Origin of the sequence: Nocardia sp. XZ_19_385 (assembly GCF_015355755.1) — a bacterium.
Lineage (GTDB): Bacteria > Actinomycetota > Actinomycetes > Mycobacteriales > Mycobacteriaceae > Nocardia.
Genome location: NZ_JACVEE010000002.1, coordinates 1,005,245 through 1,023,971 on the forward strand (window position 1 = coordinate 1,005,245; position 18,727 = coordinate 1,023,971).

Consider the following 18,727-nt stretch of genomic DNA (forward strand, 5'->3'; position numbering starts at 1 on the left):
TTCCCGGAACTAAATGATCAATTACGCGAATCCGCTGACCGGTTTGTCTGGTCCTTGGTTCACTTGCGCGCATGCGCGGAGTGTTCAGCTCGACGCCCGACGGCGTTAACTCTCTATTTGCTGTGCGCCGCAAAGCTTCCGCGGTGCGATCCAGACCCGAGCGTGTACTCCCGCAACCCCGAGGTAAGGGGTGGCGCGGGCGGCCGTGGCAGGACTACGCACTGTTCTTCGTGCTGGTAGCCCCGAACCTGGCGCTGCTCACGCTGTTCACATACCGGCCGCTGATCGACAACATCCGGCTCTCCTTCACCGACTTCAATATCTCCGACCAGTTCGTCACCTACATCGGCTTCGAGAACTACACGGAGTGGTTCGGCCGCGACGACTCCTGGCAGATCGTTTCCAACACCCTCATCTTCACCGTGGCCGCCGTGGTCGGATCCATGGTGCTGGGCCTGGCGCTGGCGCTGCTGCTGGACCGGAAGCTGTTCGGCCGCAATGTGGTCCGCTCCGCGGTATTCGCGCCGTTCGTCATCTCCGGCGCCGCGATCGGCGTCGCCTTCCAGTTCGTCTTCGATCCCAGCTTCGGGTTGATCCAGGATGTGCTGCACAAGCTGGGCGTGGCGCAGGTGCCCGATTTCTACCAGGACCCCGAGTGGGCTCTGTTCATGGTGACGGTCACCTATATCTGGAAGAACCTGGGCTACGCCTTCGTCATCTATCTGGCCGCGCTGCAGGGGGTCCGGGCCGAACTGATGGAAGCGGCCGAGATCGACGGAGCCAGCCGGTGGACGACATTCACCAAAGTGCTGCTGCCGCAGCTGCGCCCGACGACATTCTTCCTGTCCATCACGGTGCTGCTGAACTCGCTGCAAGTCTTCGACATCATCAATGTGATGACGCGCGGCGGGCCGCTCGGCACCAGCACCTCCACCATGGTCTACCAGGTGTATCAGGAGACGTTCGTGAACTTCCGCGCCGGTTACGGCGCCACCGTCGCCACCATCATGTTCCTGGTGCTACTGCTGGTGACCCTCTTTCAGGTGCGCGTCATGGATGGGGGTGAGCAGTGAAAACGACTGCTGTCGAAACGATTTCGTACCGTCGCCAGCAGCGGCTGGCGACGTTGCTCGGCTACGCCGCCATGGTGTGCGTGCTGATCATCGTGGGTGTGCCCCTGTTCTGGATCTTCATCACCTCGTTCAAGGAACGCCCGGACATCTACACCCAGCCCGCCGTCTATTGGCCGCACACCTGGCGTCCGCAGAACTACAGCGACGCGACGACGACGCTGCCGTACTGGACCTTCCTCCGGAACTCGCTGATCGTCACCGGCGTCATCGCGGTGGTGAAATTCGTGCTCGGGGTGCTCAGCGCGTATGGCCTGGTCTTCCTGCGCTTCCCCGGCAAGACGTTCGTCTTCCTGGTCATCATCGCCGCGCTCATGGTGCCCAACCAGATCACCGTCATCTCCAACTACGCGCTGATCGCCCAGCTCGGCTGGCGAAATACTTTCCAGGGCATCATCGTTCCGCTCTGCGGCGTCGCCTTCGGCACCTTCCTCATGCGCAATCACTTCCTGTCGCTGCCCTCGGAAGTGATCGAGGCGGCGCGCATGGACGGCGCCGGCTGGTGGCGGCTGTTGACCCGGGTGGTGCTGCCCATGTCGGGTCCGACCATGGTGGCGTTCGCGGTGGTCACGCTCGTCAACGAATGGAATGAGTACCTCTGGCCGTTCCTCATGGCCGACAGCACCGAGGTCGCCACGCTGCCGGTGGGTCTGACGCTCTTGCAGAACACCGAGAACACCTCCGTCACCAACTGGGGACCGGTCATGTCGGGGACGCTGCTCACCATGCTGCCGATTCTCATCGTGTTCCTGCTACTGCAACGCCACATGATCAAAGGCCTCACCTCTGGTGCGGTCAAGGGCTGAAAACAGGAGATCCCAATGCCCCCTTCACAATTCCCCCATCTGTCCAGACGCGGGTTCATCGGCCTGGCCGGCGCGGCCGCCGCCGGCATCGCCCTCACCGCGTGCGCGGGCGGAGGCGGCGGCAAACAGGGCGGGGATGGCAAGACCATCAACTGGTGGTCGAATCACCCGGGCACCTCGAAGGATTACGAGCTCGAGCTGATCAACCGCTTCCAGGCCAAGTTCCCCGATTTGAAGGTGAACCTGGTCGACGCGGGCAAGAACTACGAGGAGGTGTCGCAGAAGTTCAACGCGGCGCTCTCCGGTGGTGACCTGCCGGATGTCGTTGTGCTGTCGGATGTCTGGTGGTTCAACTACGCGCTCAACGGCACCATCGAACCGCTGGACGGGCACTTCGGCGAGGCCGGGGTGAAGCTCGACGACTACGTCGACGCGCTCGCCGCGGACTACCTGTTCAACGGCAAGCATTACGCGCTGCCCTACGCCCGCTCGACGCCGCTGTTCTACTACAACAAGGACGTCTGGTCGAAAGCCGGTCTGCCCGACCGCGGCCCGGAAAGCTGGCAGGAATTCGACGAGTGGGGCCCGAGAATCCAGTCCATCGTCGGCGACGGCAAGCTGGCGCACGGCTGGGGTGACGCGAAAAACTACTTCGCGTGGACCTTCCAAGGACCGAATTGGACCTTCGGTGGCGCGTACTCCGACAAGTGGACTTTGAAGTTCACCGACCCCAACACCATCAAGGCCGGACAGTTCCTGCGGGATATGGTCCACACCAAGAAGTACGCGGGTGTGAAGCCGGCGATCGCGACGGACTTCGGTGCGGGCGTCATCGCCTCCACCATCGCCTCGACCGGCGACCTGCGGGGTATCACGAAGAACTCCGAAGGCAAGCTGGAATTCGGCACCGCGTTCCTGCCGCATCCCAGCGGACCCGGTGTCACCACCGGCGGTGCGGGTCTGGCGATCCCGGCGCGCATCTCCGATGAGCGGAAGGTCAACGCGCTCAAGTTCATCGAGTTCATCACCAACGCCGCGAACACCGCGTACTTCTCGCAGAACACCGGGTACATGCCGGTGCGGAAATCGGCGGTCAACGATCCGAGCGAGCAGGAGTTCTTGACCAAGAACCCCAAGGCCAAGGTCGCCATCGACCAGCTGGCGCTGACCAAATCGCAGGACTACGCCCGTGTCTTCGTCCCCGGCGGTGACCAGATCATCGGCACGGGCCTGGAGCAGATCGCGCTCCAGAACGCCGATCCGGCGACCGCGTTCGCCGGGGTGCAGAGCCAGCTGCAAGCGATCATCGACCGGCAGATCACCCCGAAACTGCCCAAGTAACAACGCGTTAGGAGACGGACAGCATGGCTACAGTGCACTTCGACGGGGTGACGCACCAGTATCCCGGTGCGCCGAGCCCTGCTGTCGACAAACTCGAACTCGACATCGCCGACGGGGAATTCATCGTCCTCGTCGGCCCGTCGGGGTGTGGCAAATCCACCAGTCTGCGCATGCTCGCAGGGCTGGAATCGGTCGAGCAGGGGCGCATCCTGATCGGCGGTAAAGACGTCACGGGGCTGCCCCCTCGGGCCCGTGACGTCGCCATGGTGTTCCAGTCCTACGCGCTCTACCCGAACATGACGGTCGCGGAGAACATGGGCTTCGCGCTGCGCAATATGGGAATGAGCAAGTCCGACACCAAGGTTCGGGTGGTCGAGGCCGCGAAGATGCTGGAGCTCGAAACCCTGCTGGACCGCAAGCCCGCGAAACTCTCGGGCGGCCAGCGCCAGCGCGTCGCCATGGGCCGCGCCATCGTCCGCCGCCCCCAGGTCTTCTGCATGGACGAGCCGCTGTCCAACCTGGACGCCAAACTCCGGGTCAGCACCCGCTCGCAGATCGCGGCCCTGCAGAAACGCTTGGGCACCACCACCGTCTACGTGACCCACGACCAGGTCGAGGCCATGACGATGGGGCACCGCGTCGCGGTGATGCTCGACGGCAAACTGCAGCAGATCGCCGCGCCGCGCGAGCTCTACGACAACCCGCTGAACACCTTCGTCGCGGGCTTCATCGGTTCCCCGGGCATGAACCTGCTCGAAGCTCCCGTCGAAGACGGCCGCGCCGTCCTCAACGATCTGCGGATCCCGGTGCCCAACAACAGCTCCCGGTCCCGCATCATCGTCGGCATCCGCCCGGAATCCTGGGAGGTCACCACCGATCCGGACAACAGCCTGGCCGTCGACGCCGAGCTACTCGAGGAACTCGGCGCCGAGTCGTTCGTCTACAGCCACCCGATCACCGAGCAGTGGTCCAGCCGCTCCGGCAAGGTCGTGGCCCGCGTCGACCGGCACTTCCAGATCTCGCTCGGCGATCGCCTGCGGCTGCGCCCCAAGCTGAACGAGATCTTCTTCTTCGACGCCGACACCGAGCAGCGCCTGCGCTGACTCACTCCGGCGGCTTCAGCTTCGCGTGCATCAGGTAGACGTTGTAGCTGTCCCAGGCCGACACCATGAAGTAGAGGTCCTCGGTGGTGGACCAGGGATGGATGAAGCCGCCGTAGGACTTCGGATAGTCGGCGGTGGAGACCAGCGGTGCCGCTTCGGTCCAAATGCCCTGGGGCGTAGCGGAATTCCGGACTACGATCGAGGCCTTGCCCGGATCCAGGTAGACCATCTGCCACTGCTCCGCGGCCGCGTCGTAGCGCACCGAGATCTCACTGGCGAGGCCGAGAACCACCGGGGAGGCGTCGTTCTCGGCGGCCGGCGCCCAGTTGCCGTCGACCCAGTACTGATAGGCCGACTTGTTGAGAACCTCGGCCTTGGCGACGCGGGCCAGCGCGATCATGCCGACGCGGCCGTTCGGTGTGCCGAACATGTAGACGTAGTCGCCCTGCGGAACCATCGCGGCGACCTGGAACCGGCCGCGGCCGAACACGTTGTCCCACTTGGCATGCTGGTCCTTGACCCAGGTGTTGCCGCCGTCGTCGGAGTAGGCGATGCCGCCGTAGTTGGTGGACCACAGGCCGGGGATGCGGCTCCAGCGGTTCACCGACATGTAGCTCATGTACTGGCGATCGCCCAGGGCGAAGCCCGAGGTCGGGATGACCGTGGTCTCCCAGTTCTTGACCTTGCGGCTGGACAGGAATTCGGCCGCGTGGCAGCGGCTGTCCTGCACGAAGGTGTCGATGGTCAGGCCGTCGGCGAGATCGCGGTCGGTGCTGAATCCGAGCACGTTGCTGCGCCAGTCCGGGCCGCCCGCGCCGCCGGTGACCCAGCCGTCGCCGAAGGTGTCGCCGAAGACCACGGCGACCTCACCCGGCTTGGTCTCCCACATCAGGCCGAGGTCGGTGCCGTCGACCTGCCAGCGCATGTCGGTGCGGTTGATCGAGCCGCGGCCGGTGACCTGGTTGACCAACTCCACCTGCTCGACCCGCGGCGCGGCGACGGGTTCGGCCACCGGGCCGGGTTCGATGGGATGCACCACCCGCGCCGGGGCGGGTTGCGCTTCTACCTGCTCGCCGGGGACCTCCCGCTCGTACGGGATCGGAATGGGTTCGATTTCCGGTTTGATCTCGAGCCGGGGCAACTCGAACTTGCCCGAGCCGGAATTCGAGCCGGAACCTGAGCTCGACCCGGTATCCGGGGTCTCCGGGGACTCCGGTTCCGTCGATTCCTCGGGCTTGGGCGTATCCCGGATATCCGGGCACGGGTTGCGGCACGGATCCGCGGGCAGTCGCTCCTGTTCGACCCGGGTGTTGTCCTGTGGCGGATCAGGCACCGGCACCGGCGTGAACTCGGGGACGATGATCGGAATCTCGATCTTCGGCGGAATATGGACCGGCGGTGGCGGCGGCAGGCTCGGATCGGGCAGGCGCAAGAGCGGATCGAAGCCGATCTCACCGCACAGATTGACCGGCGGCGGCGCCCAGGGATGCGATTCGGCCTGGGCGGGCGGCGGCATGCAGAGCAGTCCGGTGAGGACGACTCCGAAGACGACTGGAGCATCCAGCTTCTCCGGCAGCAATCCCATGATCTGTTGACTCCCTGTCGATTCGGATCGAAACCGGAAGGTCAACTTACCGGAGCGCGCCCGGAGCTGTGGGAAGCCGGGCGGTCGGAATACATTCGATATGGAACCGAATTCCGCGGGGCTGCGTCCAAGTGGATATGAGCGATATCGAATACGTCTTCGGGACGGGTGCCGGCGAAGTCCATGTGTGGTCCTCACCGGCCGATCTGGAATTGGCCCGCACCGGCACGGTCGACGCGGTGCAGTTGGATTTCGACGGTGACGGCCTGTTCGACGACGCGCTGTGGGACACCCACGGCGCCGGTGTCGCCGACGTGGCCGCGCTCGACCTGAACGACGACGGCGTGCTCGACCACTTCTACACCGACCCGTCCGGCCTGGGCACCTGGAATCACCTGGTCACCGGCTTCGACTCGGCCAACGAACCACTGGAGTGGACCATCCGGCCGGAACCGGAGCCCGCACTCGAACCCGCGCCGGACAATGTCATGACCGCCGATCTCGCGCAGGTGCTCGCGGAATATCCGGTGCTGCCTCATGATTCGCTGCGCACGCCGCGCGATTTCGAGCTCCTGGATCAGACCGAGGCATCCTGGCCGAATGAATGACGAGCGCGCCGGGCATTGAGCACAATTGCCACAATTCCGGCGAAATACACTGCGGCACCGGTGAGTACCACCGGCAGCGATCGGCCGTCGGCCGGAATCACCAGCGCCGCAACGGCAATCGCCAGCACGAAGGCGATATTGAAGACGGTGTCCTGTAGCGCGAATACCTGCCCGCGCCGCGCGTCATCGATATCGATCTGCATCGTCGCGTCACCGGTCAGCTTGATCGTCTGCCCGGCCAATCCGAACAGGAACGCACCCACCAGCAGCAGATAATGCGCGTATTCGGCGACGGGCCCGGCCTGCGCCACCGCGATCGGCGTCACCAGCGTCAACTGCACCAGCGTCGCGGTCAGCATCCCAGCCACCACCGTGCGCGGCCGCCCGAGCCGCGGAATCAGCAGCGGCGCGACGACCGCCGCCACCAGCATGCCCGCCGCGGCCGCCGCGATCGCGACACCGAACCCGAGCAGCCCACTGGCCAATCCGGACCCACCGGCCACCGGGGTCTCACGCAAGACCAGCACCATGATCAATGTGTTGGTGCCGAACACGATTCGATGCGCGCCGATACCGATCATCGCGGTGGTCACCTGCGCCGAATGCCACACCGCGACCGCACCGGTGCGCAGCCCTGTCGCGATCGCGTGCAGCGCGCTCCCGTGGCCCGCGGCGCCGTCCTCGGGCCCGAGCACCCGCGCCCGGAACCCGGTGGCGAGCACCGCGCCGGCCACCGACCCGGCGGCACTCACCCCGACCGCCACCGCCGACGCGAAATCGCCCGCGCCGAGCACGCCGATGATCGCCACCGACGCCGCCGCACCCACCCCGGCGCACGCCGATGCCACCGTCGCGAGCACCGAGTTCATCGGCACCAGCCACTGCTGCGCCAGCACCCGCGGCAGCGCCGCCGACACCCCGGCCAGCACGAACCGGCTGATCCCGACCACCGCCAGTGCGCCGAGCAGCAGCGGTGTCTCGCCGACCCCCGCGAGCAGTCCGAGCGCGACCGCGCCGATCAGCACCGCCCGTAAGACATTGGCCACCAACAGCACCGCGCGCCGGTCCCAGCGATCCAGCAGCGCGCCCGCATACGGCCCGATCAGCGAATACGGCAGCAGCAGCACCGCGAAACCGGCGGCGATCGCGAGCGGATCGGTCTGCCGCTCCGGATTGAACAGGATCGCCCCGGAGAGCGCCGCCTGGAACATCCCGTCGCCGAACTGTCCGGTGAACCGCACGATCGACAGGCGCAGCACGCCCGGACTGTCGCGCAGCGCGGTACGCAACGGCACCGACTCGGGCGGGGCGGAGGCTGTCGACATCGTGCTGATTGTGCCGGGTGGCCGATGAGCGCGGCCGGTCAGGCCGGATGCGGCTGATCCAGCGAATCGACCAGGGCCCGGATGGTCTCGCGGGTATCGGGCGTGAAGGGCAGCACCTCGAGGGCGCCCGCGTCGATCCAGGCGTGCGCGTCGTGCTCGCCGGGGGCCAGTTCCACCCGGCCGGGCTCCGCTTCGACGATGTAGGAGAATTTGCGGACTTTGGCCTTGGTGCGGGTGGCGTAGTCGACGCCGCCGAGGAATTCCAGGATGCCGCGCGCCCGCAGCCCGGTCTCCTCGTGCAATTCCCGCTCGACACATTCGGCGAAGGTCTCCCCGGACTCGACGCCGCCGCCGGGTAGCTCGTACATCCCGCCGTAATAGGCGTCCGGCACCCGGCGCACCACCAGCAGTTTGCGGTCCTGGAAGACCGCGACGCCGACCACGAAGTCGGTGATGCCCTCGGCCCGCGCGGCGGCGCGCAGATCTCGCTCGATGCGCTCGAGCGTCTCTGGACGCATCGTGGATCACCTCCGGTTCCGTTGCCGCGCAGATATTTTGCGTACCCTACTGGGCCATTTGCCCCGTTCCCCAGCCTGGCCGGTACTCCTCACCTGGCGTTCACCCGAAAGTCGCTGGGTAAAATGCCGAGTGCAGGACAATTTACTCGGAATTCGGGGTACCCCGTCGGAGGTGCTCCCACCCTGAAACGCAGGTCGGAGAAGGAGGGACCTTATCTATGTCCACGCTCGCGACTCCCCACGTCGACATCCACCGCGGCGGCGACCGTATGAAGACCCGGATATCGTGGCTGGACTCGAAGCACTCCTTCTCCTTCGGTGAGCACTACGACCCCGAGAACACCCACCACGGGTTGCTGCTGGTCAACAACGAAGATGTCGTGCTGCCCGGGCAAGGATTCGAGACCCACCCGCACCGCGACATGGAGATAGTGACCTGGGTGCTAGGCGGCAGCCTGGTGCATCAGGATTCGCTTGGCCACAGCGGTGTCATCTATCCGGGCCTGGCGCAGCGGATGAGCGCGGGCGCGGGGATCCTGCATTCGGAGAAGAACGACTCCTGGCGGCTCTCCGATGCCGCCGCCGCGCACGAAGACCCGGTGCATTTCGTCCAGATGTGGGTGGTGCCGGACGAGCCCGGCCTGACCCCCGGCTATCAGCAGCTCGAAATCGACGACGAACTAGCCGGCGGTGGCCTGGTGACGGTGGCCTCGGGCCTGCCGCGTTATCGCGATCGCACCGCCATCGCCATCAACAGCAGCCACTCGGCGTTTCATGTGGCGCGGATGCTCGGCGCGGAGGGCGCGCCGCAGGTCATCGACCTACCCGACGCGCCGTATCTGCATGTGTTCGTCGCGCGCGGTGAAGTGGAGATGGAAGGCGTGGGCCCGCTGTACGGGGGCGATGCCGTGCGGCTCACCAGATCCGGCGGTCAGCGCGTCACCGCCCACGCGCCCGCGGAAATCCTCATCTGGGAGATGCACGCGCGCCTGGGCGGGCAGTAGCTCATTCTCGCGCGGGTTCTTTGATGCGGGCCGAGCAGGCGCGAGTCGCCGCCACCACATCACCGAGCAACGGACGGAAGTCGCGCTGCGGCGGGTCGATCCACACCCGGTAGCCGCCTTCCTCGTCGGCGGGGGAGGGCAGCACCAATCTGCTGCCCGGCAGCGCGACCGACGCGCACACCCGGAACAGATCCGAGAACAGCGCCATATCCAGATACGAGTTATCGGTCGGCCCGGTCAGAAACGTCCACCGGCCTGAACGCGGATGCGCGATGACCGGCCCGCTGCTCGCCTGCCCGAGCGCCAGCAGCGCCCGCACCCGCTCGCCGAGCGTGGCGGGCATGACGACCGCGCCAACCGCGCCCACCTCCAGCATGATTCGGCCGAGCGCCGGATCGACCACCCCGTATAGCCCATGCTCCTTGCGATATCGGCGGCACCGGGCGAGGGCATCCTGGGTCGCCGCGAAAGCTTCAGGACTCCCGGGATCTCTGCGGGACGTACTCATACGAACCTCGCCTCGATGCATCGATGGATCGATATGACGGGTGAGCTGACCAGCTTGGATGCGACAGTAGCCCGGCCAAACTGGGTTGACAATAGTCACACGCAGGGGAATCGCCCGGGCGTAGCATCGCCAGTCATGGCACCCGTTTCGCCTACCGTCGCGCGTTGGGAACTGGTGTTGCGGCTGCGGGAACTACGGGAACAGCGTGGCTTCGACTCCGCGACCTTCGCCAAACGCGTCGGCTTCACCGCCGCCAACTGGTCACATGTGGAAAAGGGCCGCCGCGTCCTCACCGTGAACACCATCGGCCCGGTGCTCGAACTGCTCGAGGTCGACGCCGAAGAACGCGCGGAACTGCTCGCGCTCTTGGAGGCCAGCAAGCAGCGCGGCTGGTGGACCAAGTCCTCGGCCCTGCTCGGCCCGGAACTGCAACGCCTCTACGGCATGGAATTCGGCGCGCAGAGCATCCGTAGCTACGACAGCCTGATCGTGCCCGGTCTGCTGCAGACCGAGGACTACGCCCGCGCGCTGATCAGTGCCGACGTGATGATCCGGCCGGTGCAGGTGGAACAGCTGGTGGGGATCCGGATGCGGCGGCAGGAACGACTATTCGGGCCGGGCCCGGTGGAGCTGACGGCGGTCATCGGGGAAGCCGCACTGCGTCAGCAGACCGGCGGGCCGCAGGTGCTGCGCGGGCAGTTGAGCCACCTGTCCGATCTGCTGGAGAAGCACGACCACATCGAGGTGCGGGTGATCCCGTTCACCGCCACCGCGGGCGCGATCCTCGGCGGCTCCAGTTTCCATCTGATCGACTTCGCCGGCCAGCAGCTCCCGACCTTCGGCTGGGCCGAGAGCGCGGTCTTCGGCGGCGCCGTCGAAGATCCGGACATGGTGCGCGATCTCGGCTTCGCCTACGTCCGCGCGCTCGGCCAATCTCTTTCTCGTGACGGATCATTGGCGCTGATCAGAGCCTATGACAAAGTGTAAAATCCTGCGCATGGCCACCACCGCAAGCCCAAGGCCGGATCACACCGGCTGGTTCACATCGTCTCGATCCAACAACGGCAATCAATGCGTAGAGGTCCGGTTCGATGGTGATGCGGTGCTCATCCGTGACAGCAAATACCGCCGCAACCCGGCCAACCGCCTTGCCGAAGAGCCCATCATCACGGTCACCGAGAGCCAATGGAATTCGTTCCTGAAGCTCCTCAACAGTGGGCGAGCACACGCTCAGTTGCTCGTGCACACCTCCGCCGACGGCAGCGCGACGTTGCGCCACCGCGACATCACCCTCACCTACACCCCTGACGAATGGACCGCCTTCCGGGCGGGCGCCCGCGACGGGGAATTCGACCGCACCCTGCAAACCCGCTAGATCCCTTACCTCGGCTGCGAAGCCGTTCTCACCCGCTGTGCTGGTCGCGGGTAGTTGTTGTCTGGTTGCTTGCTGCCCGGATGCTTTCCGCCCCACCGAGCACTCCGGCGCGACGGCATACTGGAGACCGTGACTTCCGAACTGACGAGCCCCTCCGGTATCGATCTGTCTCACCTGAATGACGCCGTGCGGGTGCAGGACGACCTGTTCGCGCATGTCAACGGCAAATGGCTGGACACCTACGAGATTCCCGCCGACCGGTCGGTCGACGGCGCCTTCCGCGCGCTCTACGACCAGGCCGAGCTGGACGTGCAGGCAATCATCCAGAATGCGGCCGCCGAACAGGCCGAGGCGGGCACCGATGCCCGCAAGATCGGCGATCTGTACTCCAGCTTCATGGACACCGAGACCGTCACCGCGGCCGGGCTGGCCCCGATCGCCGACGAACTCGCCGCGGTCCAAGCGGTCGGCGAGCGCTCCGATTTCGCGGCGCTGCTCGGTCGACTGCAGCGCACCGGCGTCGGTGGCGCGATCGCCTTCTACGTCGACACCGACGACAAGAACTCCAATCGATATCTGGCGCACACCAGCCAGGCCGGCATCGGCCTGCCCGACGAGTCCTACTACCGCCAGGACGACTTCGCCGAGATCCGCGCCAAGTACATCGCGCACATCGGGCGGATGTTCGCGCTCGCGGCCACCGATCCGCGGATCGGGGCGCTGCTGCCGCAGGATCTGGACGCCATCGGGGAACGCGTCTTCGAACTGGAGAAGAAACTCGCGGCCGGGCACTGGGACGTGGTGAAGCGGCGCGACGCCGAATTGAGCTACAACCTCACCACTTTCGCCGAGCTCACCGCGGCGAACCCCGAGTTCGACTGGGCGGCCTGGACTTCCGCGCTCGGCGCGGGCGTCGAAAAATCCGGACCCGAACTGTTCGCCGAGGTGGTCGTGCGGCAGCCCGAGTTCCTGCGCACCTTCGCCGAGACCTGGGCGTCGGAATCCCTCGACGACTGGAAGGCCTGGACCGCGTGGCGGATCATCCGCTCGCGCGCCGCCTACCTGACCGACGAACTGGTCGAGGAGAGCTTCGACTTCAACGGCCGGACCTTGAGCGGCCAGCCGGAGAACCGGGAACGCTGGAAGCGCGGCGTGTCCCTGGTCGAGGCGCTGCTCGGTGAGGCGGTCGGCAAACTGTATGTGGCCCAGCACTTCCCGCCGGATGCCAAGGCCCGCATGGTGGAGCTGGTGGCCAACCTGCAGGAGGCCTACCGGCGCAATATCTCCCAGCTGGACTGGATGAGCCCGGAGACCCGGCAGGCCGCGCTGGCCAAGCTGGAGAAGTTCACTCCGAAGATCGGCTACCCCGACAACTGGCGTGATTACTCCGCGGTCGAGATCGATCCGGCCGACCTGGTCGGCAACTACCGGCGCGGTTACGCCGCCGACCACGACCGCGACCTGAACAAGCTCGGTGGCCCGGTGGACCGCAGCGAATGGTTCATGACCCCGCAGACGGTGAACGCCTACTACAACCCGGGCATGAACGAAATCGTCTTCCCGGCCGCCATTCTGCAGCCGCCGTTCTTCGACATGAATGCCGACGACGCCGCGAATTACGGCGGTATCGGTGCGGTGATCGGCCACGAGATCGGACACGGTTTCGACGATCAGGGCGCGAAGTACGACGGTGACGGCAATATGGTCGACTGGTGGACCGATGACGACCGGGCCGAATTCGGTAAGCGCACAACGGCTCTGATCGAGCAGTACAACGCCTTGTCGCCGCAGGAGCTCGCCGACGACCACAAGGTCAACGGCGCGTTCACCGTCGGCGAGAACATCGGCGACCTGGGCGGGCTCTCGATCGCCCTGGAGGCCTACCGGATCTCGCTGGAGGGCGCCGAACCTCCGGTGCTCGACGGCCTCACCGGCTTGCAGCGTGTCTTCTACGGCTGGGCGCAGGTCTGGCGCACCAAGGCGCGCAGCGAAGAGGCCATCCGCCGGCTTTCCATCGACCCGCACTCGCCGCCGGAATTCCGATGCAACGCCGTCGTCCGCAATGTGGACAGTTTCTACGAGGCTTTCGACGTCAAGCCGGGCGACGCGCTGTACATGGAACCCGCTGAGCGCGTGAAGATCTGGTAGTAATCACGACCCTTACCGCCTGCAATTTGTTCACTCTGGGCTGACAGTTCCGCGGCGAAATTCCCTGCCGTGGAACGTATGGTCGGCCGTGTACCGGAAGACAGCGGACTCCCGCTCTACACGGTCGACCCCCAGGGAGAAGCTCATGGCGAGCGGTTTGTTCTACAGCGGACCGGATCTCGGCACCCTGCACCGCGAGTACGCCGCCAACGGCCGCCTGGACGACTCGGCTCAGCTCAACAGCTCGCACGGCATCGTCATCGCGGCCCCCGCGGCCAAGGTCTGGCAGTTGCTCGTCGACGTCGCCAACTGGCCCAACTGGTACCCCGGCTTCCAACTGAAGACGCTGACCGAGGTGACTCCCGGCGGCACCTTCGAGTGGACCCTCGGCAACGGCGTCGTCAACTCCACCTTCGCCGTGGTCACCCCCGAGCGCGAACTCACCTGGTCCGGAAAAGCAATGTGGCTCAAGGCCGTCGACCGCCACGTCCTCGAACCTGTCGACGCGAACAACACCCGCGTCACCGTCTCGGAATCCATGAGCGGCGTCCTCATCCCGTTGATCTACAGCACCGCCAAGATCCAGAAAGTCCAGGAGACCCGCCTGCAAGCTCTCAAAGCAGCCGCCGAGAAGTCCTGACCTTCCGGTCAGCGGTCCGGGCGGAAGCGAATGATTCGACCCGGGCGGGCCTGCGCGATCGCGTCGATGTCGGCGGACACGACGACTGCGAGAACTGGGTAACCGCCGGTGATCGGGTGGTCGGCCAGAAAGACGACCGGTTGTCCACTCGGCGGCACCTGGATCGAGCCGAGCGCCATGCCCTCGGTCGGTAGCTCACCGGATGCTTTGCGCGCCAAGGGCGGACCGGTGCGGCGATCCAGCCGGGCGCCCACGCGGTCGGTATCGGCGGAGACCGTCCACTCGCCGAGGAACAAGGCAGCGGGGTCGGTGAACCAGTCGTCGCGAGGCCCGAGCACGACCCGGACCTCGAGGGCGGCCGCCGTGGGTGCGGCCACCGGCGCCACGTCGACGATCGGCAGGGTGTCCGGCGCCGGGCCGATCGGCAGGCGGTCGCCGGGGCGCAGTGGTTCCGGGCCGATGCCGGACAGGGTGTCACGGCTGCGGGATCCGAGGACCGGGGCGAGGTCGATGCCACCGCGGATCGCGACATAGCTGCGCAGGCCGGTGCCGGCGAGGCCGAGCCGAAGTGTTTGTCCCGCTCGCAGTTCCAGCACGCTGGCGGGACCGACGGGGGTGCCGTCGACGGTGGCGGGCGCGGGTGCGCCGGTGACCGCCACGGTGTGATGGCGGTCGACCCGCAGCGTCAGCCCGCCGAGCAGTGCTTCGATCGCCGCGAAGTTCTCCGGGTTGCCGACCAGGCGGTTGGCCAGGCGGAAGGAGCCGCGGTCGGCCGCGCCCGCCACGCCGACGCCGGAGCCGAACCAACCCGGGCGGCCCAGGTCCTGCACCGTGGCCAGGGGACCGACGGCATCGATGAGAATCATGCGTCCGCCTCGACGAAGCGCACGGCGGACCCGGCCTGGATCAGGGCCGGCGGATCGCGATCGACATCCCACATGCGTAAGTCGGTGTGGCCGATGAGTCGCCAGCCGCCGGGCGTACTGCGCGGATATACGGCCGTGTAGCCGCCCGCGAGCGCCACCGCACCGGCCGGGATGGCGGTTCGCGCCTGGTCTCGGCGGGGGACGGTGAGGCGATGGTCGGCGGATTCGAGATAGCCGAAGCCCGGGGCGAAGCCGACGAATCCGCAGTGCCAGGTCGTCGAGGTGTGGGCGGCGACCACTTCCGCGGTGCTCAGGTTCAGCAGCCGCGCGACGTCGTCCAAGTCGACTCCGTCATAGCGAACCGGAATCACCAAAGGCTCGGGAAAGTCGTTGCGCGACAGTGTTCCACGGGAAACATCATCGGCGGCCTCCTCGAGCAGCTCGCCCAGGGCGCGGCGGACTCGCTCCGCGTCGTTCGGCGAATCCAAGGTCACCAGAAGGGTTTCCGCAGCAGGCAGGACATCCTCTACGCCCGGGACATCTCGGTTCCGCAGGGCGGCAGCCAGATCGGCGATCCCGCCGGTCGGTGCCACCAGCAGGGCGCGATCACCGGCGGCACGGATCACCTCGGTCATGCGAACGACTCCAGGGCTAGACCCAGTTCCGTCAGCCGGGTGCGGATCCGGCGCGCCATCTCGACAGCGGCGGGCGAGTCACCGTGCACACAGATACTCGCCGACGTGACGGCCACCTGGCCACCGTCCACCGTGCTCGCGGCGCCGGTGGTGGCGATCGAAACCGCCTGCGCGACAGCCGCGTCCGCGGACAAGACCGCACCGGCGGCGGAGCGGGGCGCCAGCGCGCCGTCGGGGAGATAGGCCCGATCGGCGAACGCTTCGCCGACGAACCGCAGTTTCGCCGCCGCGGCCGCCTGCTCCAGCAGCGTGCCCGCCGGCCCGAGCAGCACGAGCTCCGCATCGTATGTCGTCATCGCCTCGACTATGGCGTCGGCGAGCCCCTGATCCTGTGCCGCCGAATGGTAGAGCGCACCATGCGGTTTCACGTATCGCACCCGGTCACCGGCCGCGCGTGCGAAAGCGTCCAGCGCGCCGATTTGATAGAGCACCTCGTCGCGGAGTTCGGCGGGCGGCACCGCGAGCGCGCGCCTGCCGAAACCCACCAGATCCCGATATCCGACATGCGCACCGATCCGCACCCCTTTGCCGACGGCCAGCGCACAGGTGCGGCGCATGATCGACGGATCACCCGCATGGAACCCGCAGGCGATATTCGCGCTGGTGACGATGTCGAGCATGGCCACGTCGTCACCCATCGCCCAGGGGCCGAAGCCTTCGCCGAGATCACTGTTGAGGTCGAGGGGCTGGTCCATGCCTAATTTTCCCACGCCGCTGGGCGTTTCCGGGCCCCGCCGGTACGCTCGGACCAATCATGGCCACGTATTTCGATCCGAAGTCATGGTCGCCGCTGCGGGCCGTCGAAGCCGGTAAGCGCCTGTTCGACCAGTCGTGGATAGACCAGTGGGTTTCGGTCACCACGTCCTGGGTCGACCCGGTGGCCGACCTGGGCGCGGGCACCGTCACCGCCCTCATGCCGGACGTGCTGATGACCATGCTCAGCGAAGGCATCCTGAGCCGGTTCGGCGGCCAGGAGATCAACGCCACCCTGCTCGGCCACGAGCTGCACGCCACCTTGCAGGTCCTCAAGGTCCGGCGCCGGGGCGCGCACTTCCAGACCAAAACCGTGCTGTCCCGGGTGCTCTGGGACAAGCACTCGATCGAATCGGTCACCCTGATCGCCCACGGCGTCCGGCTGATCCCCGGCGTGCCGACCAGGGTCCGCGCCCAGCACTTCGACCTGGACGGCACCGTCACCACCGAGGCCCTGGTCGGCTGGCTCAACGAGCGCGGATTCGACTGGGAACTGAGCGTGCACGACAGCGGCCTCATCCAGGCCAGACACCGCAAGCACAAACTCGTCGCGCTGGTCGACGCGGCCGTCGAGAACAACCTGCTGACCGTGCGGATCGAGAAGGCCACCTGGTGGGGGATGCGACTACCGCGCAACCTGATCACCGCGCCGGCGATTCTGATGGACGGCCTGCCGAATCACGCCCGCATCGTGCACGCCACCCGCGACGGCGACCTGGTCCGCTTCCGCGTCGACCTACCGGAGATGACGGGCTCGTTCGACCTCGCTCAAATCCGCTCGGCCATCGTCACCGGCACCACCCTGATCATCTTCTGATCGGTTTCAGGCCTGCGTCTTCCACCATTCGAGCAGCGCGGCCTCGGCCTCGTCCCGGCTCATCGGCCCGCGATCCAGGCGCAATTCCTTCAGATACGACCACGCCTTACCGACCTGCGGGCCCGGTCGCAGCCCGAGCAGTTCCATGATCGCGTTGCCGTCCAGATCGGGCCGGACCTTCGCCAGGTCCTCCTCCTCCTGCAACCGCTCGATCCGGACTTCCAGATCGTCATAGGTGGCCCGCAGCGCGGCAGCCCGCCGCTTGTTCCGCGTGGTGCAGTCGGCCCGCACCAGCTTGTGCAGCCGCGGCAGCAGCTCGTCGGCATCGGTGACGTAGCGGCGCACCGCCGAATCCGTCCACTGCCCCTTGCCGTAGCCGTGGAACCGCAGGTGCAGGAACACCAGCCGCGCCACCTCCTCGGTGAACTGCTTCGGATACTTCAACGCCCGCAACCGCTTACGCACCATCTTCGCCCCGACCACCTCGTGGTGGTGGAAGCTCACCCCGCCGCCGGGCTCGTTGCGCTTGGTGTCGGGCTTGCCGATGTCGTGCAGCAGCGCCGCCCACCGCAGCACCAGATCCGGATCGCCGTCCTCCAGGTCGATCGCCTGCTGCAACACCGTCAGCGAATGCCAGTACACGTCCTTGTGCTGGTGATGCTCGTCGATCTCCAGCTTCATCGCCGGCACCTCCGGCAGCACCCGCTGCGCCAGCCCGGTCTCGCACATGATGTTGATGCCGTCGATCGGATGCGCACCGCCGATCAGCTTGTCCAGCTCGGTCCGCACCCGTTCCGCGGTGATCCGATCGATCTGCTCGGACATCGCGGTGATCGCGGTGCCGACCCGCGGATGCAGTTCGAACCCGAGCTGCGCGACGAACCGGGCCGCGCGCAGCATCCGCAGCGGATCGTCGTTGAACGAATCCTCGGGCGCCGCAGGCGTATCCAGCATTCCTTCGAGCAGCGCGTCCATGCCGCCGAGCGGATCGAGGAAGTCCAGCGATCCGTCCGCCCCGATCTTGACCGCCATGGCGTTCACGGTGAAATCACGCCGCACCAGATCGGCCTCGAGCGTGTCACCGAAGGTCACCTCGGGGTTGCGCGAAACCCGGTCGTAGCTGTCACTCCGGAAGGTGGTGATCTCCAGCTGCTGACCGCCCTTGGACGCACTGACCGTCCCGAACGCCAAGCCGCCGGTATCCCACAGGTGATCAGCCCACCCCCGCATGAGCTCCAGCACCACATCGGGCCGCGCGTCGGTCGTGAAATCCAGATCGGTCCCGAGCCGCCCGAGCACCGCGTCCCGCACGCTGCCGCCGACCAGATAGAGGTCATGGCCGCGGGCCGCGAACAGCGCCCCGAGCGGCGTCAGCACCTCCGACAACCCCCCAAGGGTGACCGCGGCCGCAGCCAGCAACCGGGTACGTCGATCTACTGCTGCATCCTCGGACTTGGGCGAAACCACGAAACGGCAGCTTACCGACCTTCCGCACCAGCTCCTAA

Annotated in this window: 19 protein-coding genes; 11 read left to right on the plus strand and 8 right to left on the minus strand. The window is 66.6% G+C overall.

Annotated elements, in window-relative coordinates; genetic code table 11:
- Positions 1-143 precede the first annotated feature (143 nt).
- The 4 genes from IBX22_RS17350 (at position 144) to IBX22_RS17365 (ending at position 4,380) form a co-directional block, all read left to right on the plus strand.
- A complete protein-coding gene (locus IBX22_RS17350; protein WP_194816590.1) occupies positions 144-1,073 on the plus strand; it encodes a carbohydrate ABC transporter permease in 930 nt (309 codons plus the stop codon).
- Between the two features lie 71 nt (positions 1,074-1,144).
- Positions 1,145-1,936, plus strand: a complete 792-nt coding sequence (locus IBX22_RS17355) for a carbohydrate ABC transporter permease (protein ID WP_228539098.1) — start codon at positions 1,145-1,147, stop codon at positions 1,934-1,936.
- Between the two features lie 15 nt (positions 1,937-1,951).
- Positions 1,952-3,277: an ABC transporter substrate-binding protein gene (locus IBX22_RS17360; RefSeq protein ID WP_194816592.1), complete on the plus strand. Its 1,326-nt coding sequence runs from the start codon at positions 1,952-1,954 to the stop codon at positions 3,275-3,277.
- Between the two features lie 23 nt (positions 3,278-3,300).
- On the plus strand, positions 3,301-4,380 hold the full coding sequence (locus IBX22_RS17365; RefSeq protein ID WP_194816593.1) for an ABC transporter ATP-binding protein: 1,080 nt from the start codon (positions 3,301-3,303) through the stop codon (positions 4,378-4,380).
- A gap of 1 nt (position 4,381) precedes the next feature.
- Here IBX22_RS17365 and IBX22_RS17370 read toward each other — a convergent pair whose 3' ends face one another.
- Positions 4,382-5,965 carry a DUF4185 domain-containing protein gene (locus tag IBX22_RS17370; RefSeq protein WP_194816594.1) on the minus strand — a complete coding sequence of 528 codons (1,584 nt, stop codon included), beginning with the start codon at positions 5,963-5,965 and terminating at the stop codon, positions 4,382-4,384.
- 137 nt (positions 5,966-6,102) lie between these two features.
- On the opposite strand from IBX22_RS17370, the gene IBX22_RS17375 reads away from it, so the two are divergent.
- Entirely contained in the window at positions 6,103-6,573 is a 471-nt protein-coding gene (locus tag IBX22_RS17375; RefSeq protein ID WP_194816595.1) for a hypothetical protein, read from the plus strand.
- Here IBX22_RS17375 and IBX22_RS17380 read toward each other — a convergent pair.
- The gene (locus tag IBX22_RS17380) at positions 6,543-7,898 is read right to left on the minus strand and encodes a hypothetical protein (protein WP_194816596.1); all 1,356 of its coding nucleotides are present in this window, start codon (positions 7,896-7,898) and stop codon (positions 6,543-6,545) included. The genes IBX22_RS17375 and IBX22_RS17380 overlap by 31 nt on opposite strands.
- Positions 7,899-7,936: 38 nt before the next feature.
- On the minus strand, positions 7,937-8,416 hold the full coding sequence (locus IBX22_RS17385; protein ID WP_194816597.1) for an NUDIX domain-containing protein: 480 nt from the start codon (positions 8,414-8,416) through the stop codon (positions 7,937-7,939).
- A gap of 218 nt (positions 8,417-8,634) precedes the next feature.
- Here IBX22_RS17385 and IBX22_RS17390 point away from each other — a divergent pair, with 218 nt between their 5' ends.
- Positions 8,635-9,420, plus strand: coding sequence for a pirin-like bicupin family protein (locus IBX22_RS17390; protein WP_194816598.1), 786 nt, complete (start codon positions 8,635-8,637; stop codon positions 9,418-9,420).
- Position 9,421: 1 nt separating this feature from the next.
- On the opposite strand, the gene IBX22_RS17395 is transcribed toward IBX22_RS17390, so the two are convergent.
- Positions 9,422-9,928, minus strand: coding sequence for a hypothetical protein (locus tag IBX22_RS17395; RefSeq protein WP_194816599.1), 507 nt, complete (start codon positions 9,926-9,928; stop codon positions 9,422-9,424).
- A 135-nt stretch (positions 9,929-10,063) separates the two neighbouring features.
- Between IBX22_RS17395 and IBX22_RS17400 the strand changes: the two genes are divergently transcribed.
- From IBX22_RS17400 to IBX22_RS17415, 4 genes are all read left to right on the plus strand, one after another.
- Positions 10,064-10,915, plus strand: a complete 852-nt coding sequence (locus IBX22_RS17400; protein ID WP_194816600.1) for a helix-turn-helix transcriptional regulator — start codon at positions 10,064-10,066, stop codon at positions 10,913-10,915.
- 10 nt (positions 10,916-10,925) lie between these two features.
- On the plus strand, positions 10,926-11,303 hold the full coding sequence (locus IBX22_RS17405) for a DUF397 domain-containing protein (RefSeq protein ID WP_194816601.1): 378 nt from the start codon (positions 10,926-10,928) through the stop codon (positions 11,301-11,303).
- 129 nt (positions 11,304-11,432) lie between these two features.
- The gene (locus IBX22_RS17410; RefSeq protein ID WP_309234653.1) at positions 11,433-13,451 is read left to right on the plus strand and encodes a M13 family metallopeptidase; all 2,019 of its coding nucleotides are present in this window, start codon (positions 11,433-11,435) and stop codon (positions 13,449-13,451) included.
- A 145-nt stretch (positions 13,452-13,596) separates the two neighbouring features.
- Positions 13,597-14,091 carry an SRPBCC family protein gene (locus IBX22_RS17415; protein ID WP_194816602.1) on the plus strand — a complete coding sequence of 165 codons (495 nt, stop codon included), beginning with the start codon at positions 13,597-13,599 and terminating at the stop codon, positions 14,089-14,091.
- A gap of 8 nt (positions 14,092-14,099) precedes the next feature.
- Here the strand turns inward: IBX22_RS17415 and IBX22_RS17420 are convergent, their stop codons facing one another.
- Genes IBX22_RS17420 through IBX22_RS17430 form a run of 3 tightly spaced genes read right to left on the minus strand, consistent with a single transcriptional unit; the run spans position 14,100 to position 16,347 of the window.
- Positions 14,100-14,957 carry a biotin-dependent carboxyltransferase family protein gene (locus tag IBX22_RS17420; protein ID WP_194816603.1) on the minus strand — a complete coding sequence of 286 codons (858 nt, stop codon included), beginning with the start codon at positions 14,955-14,957 and terminating at the stop codon, positions 14,100-14,102.
- Positions 14,954-15,592, minus strand: coding sequence for an allophanate hydrolase subunit 1 (locus tag IBX22_RS17425; protein ID WP_194816604.1), 639 nt, complete (start codon positions 15,590-15,592; stop codon positions 14,954-14,956). The genes IBX22_RS17420 and IBX22_RS17425 overlap by 4 nt, the downstream gene beginning before the upstream one ends.
- A complete protein-coding gene (locus tag IBX22_RS17430) occupies positions 15,589-16,347 on the minus strand; it encodes a LamB/YcsF family protein (RefSeq protein WP_194816605.1) in 759 nt (252 codons plus the stop codon). Before IBX22_RS17430 ends, IBX22_RS17425 begins: the two co-directional genes overlap by 4 nt.
- Before the next feature lie 59 nt (positions 16,348-16,406).
- On the opposite strand from IBX22_RS17430, the gene IBX22_RS17435 reads away from it, so the two are divergent.
- Positions 16,407-17,222 carry a hypothetical protein gene (locus IBX22_RS17435; RefSeq protein ID WP_194816606.1) on the plus strand — a complete coding sequence of 272 codons (816 nt, stop codon included), beginning with the start codon at positions 16,407-16,409 and terminating at the stop codon, positions 17,220-17,222.
- A 6-nt stretch (positions 17,223-17,228) separates the two neighbouring features.
- Here the strand turns inward: IBX22_RS17435 and IBX22_RS17440 are convergent, their stop codons facing one another.
- A complete protein-coding gene (locus IBX22_RS17440) occupies positions 17,229-18,689 on the minus strand; it encodes a CCA tRNA nucleotidyltransferase (protein WP_194816607.1) in 1,461 nt (486 codons plus the stop codon).
- Positions 18,690-18,727 lie beyond the last annotated feature (38 nt).

Coding starts and splice junctions, on each gene's coding strand:
- IBX22_RS17385 (WP_194816597.1), bottom strand. CDS start 8,416: ATGCGTCCAGAGACGCTCGAGCGCATCGAGCGAGATCTGCGCGCCGCC.
- IBX22_RS17435 (WP_194816606.1), top strand. CDS start 16,407: ATGGCCACGTATTTCGATCCGAAGTCATGGTCGCCGCTGCGGGCCGTC.
- IBX22_RS17430 (WP_194816605.1), bottom strand. CDS start 16,347: ATGGACCAGCCCCTCGACCTCAACAGTGATCTCGGCGAAGGCTTCGGC.
- IBX22_RS17375 (WP_194816595.1), top strand. CDS start 6,103: ATGAGCGATATCGAATACGTCTTCGGGACGGGTGCCGGCGAAGTCCAT.
- IBX22_RS17400 (WP_194816600.1), top strand. CDS start 10,064: ATGGCACCCGTTTCGCCTACCGTCGCGCGTTGGGAACTGGTGTTGCGG.
- IBX22_RS17420 (WP_194816603.1), bottom strand. CDS start 14,957: ATGATTCTCATCGATGCCGTCGGTCCCCTGGCCACGGTGCAGGACCTG.
- IBX22_RS17395 (WP_194816599.1), bottom strand. CDS start 9,928: ATGAGTACGTCCCGCAGAGATCCCGGGAGTCCTGAAGCTTTCGCGGCG.
- IBX22_RS17415 (WP_194816602.1), top strand. CDS start 13,597: ATGGCGAGCGGTTTGTTCTACAGCGGACCGGATCTCGGCACCCTGCAC.
- IBX22_RS17405 (WP_194816601.1), top strand. CDS start 10,926: ATGGCCACCACCGCAAGCCCAAGGCCGGATCACACCGGCTGGTTCACA.
- IBX22_RS17355 (WP_228539098.1), top strand. CDS start 1,145: ATGGTGTGCGTGCTGATCATCGTGGGTGTGCCCCTGTTCTGGATCTTC.
- IBX22_RS17425 (WP_194816604.1), bottom strand. CDS start 15,592: ATGACCGAGGTGATCCGTGCCGCCGGTGATCGCGCCCTGCTGGTGGCA.
- IBX22_RS17380 (WP_194816596.1), bottom strand. CDS start 7,898: ATGTCGACAGCCTCCGCCCCGCCCGAGTCGGTGCCGTTGCGTACCGCG.
- IBX22_RS17370 (WP_194816594.1), bottom strand. CDS start 5,965: ATGGGATTGCTGCCGGAGAAGCTGGATGCTCCAGTCGTCTTCGGAGTC.
- IBX22_RS17365 (WP_194816593.1), top strand. CDS start 3,301: ATGGCTACAGTGCACTTCGACGGGGTGACGCACCAGTATCCCGGTGCG.
- IBX22_RS17360 (WP_194816592.1), top strand. CDS start 1,952: ATGCCCCCTTCACAATTCCCCCATCTGTCCAGACGCGGGTTCATCGGC.
- IBX22_RS17390 (WP_194816598.1), top strand. CDS start 8,635: ATGTCCACGCTCGCGACTCCCCACGTCGACATCCACCGCGGCGGCGAC.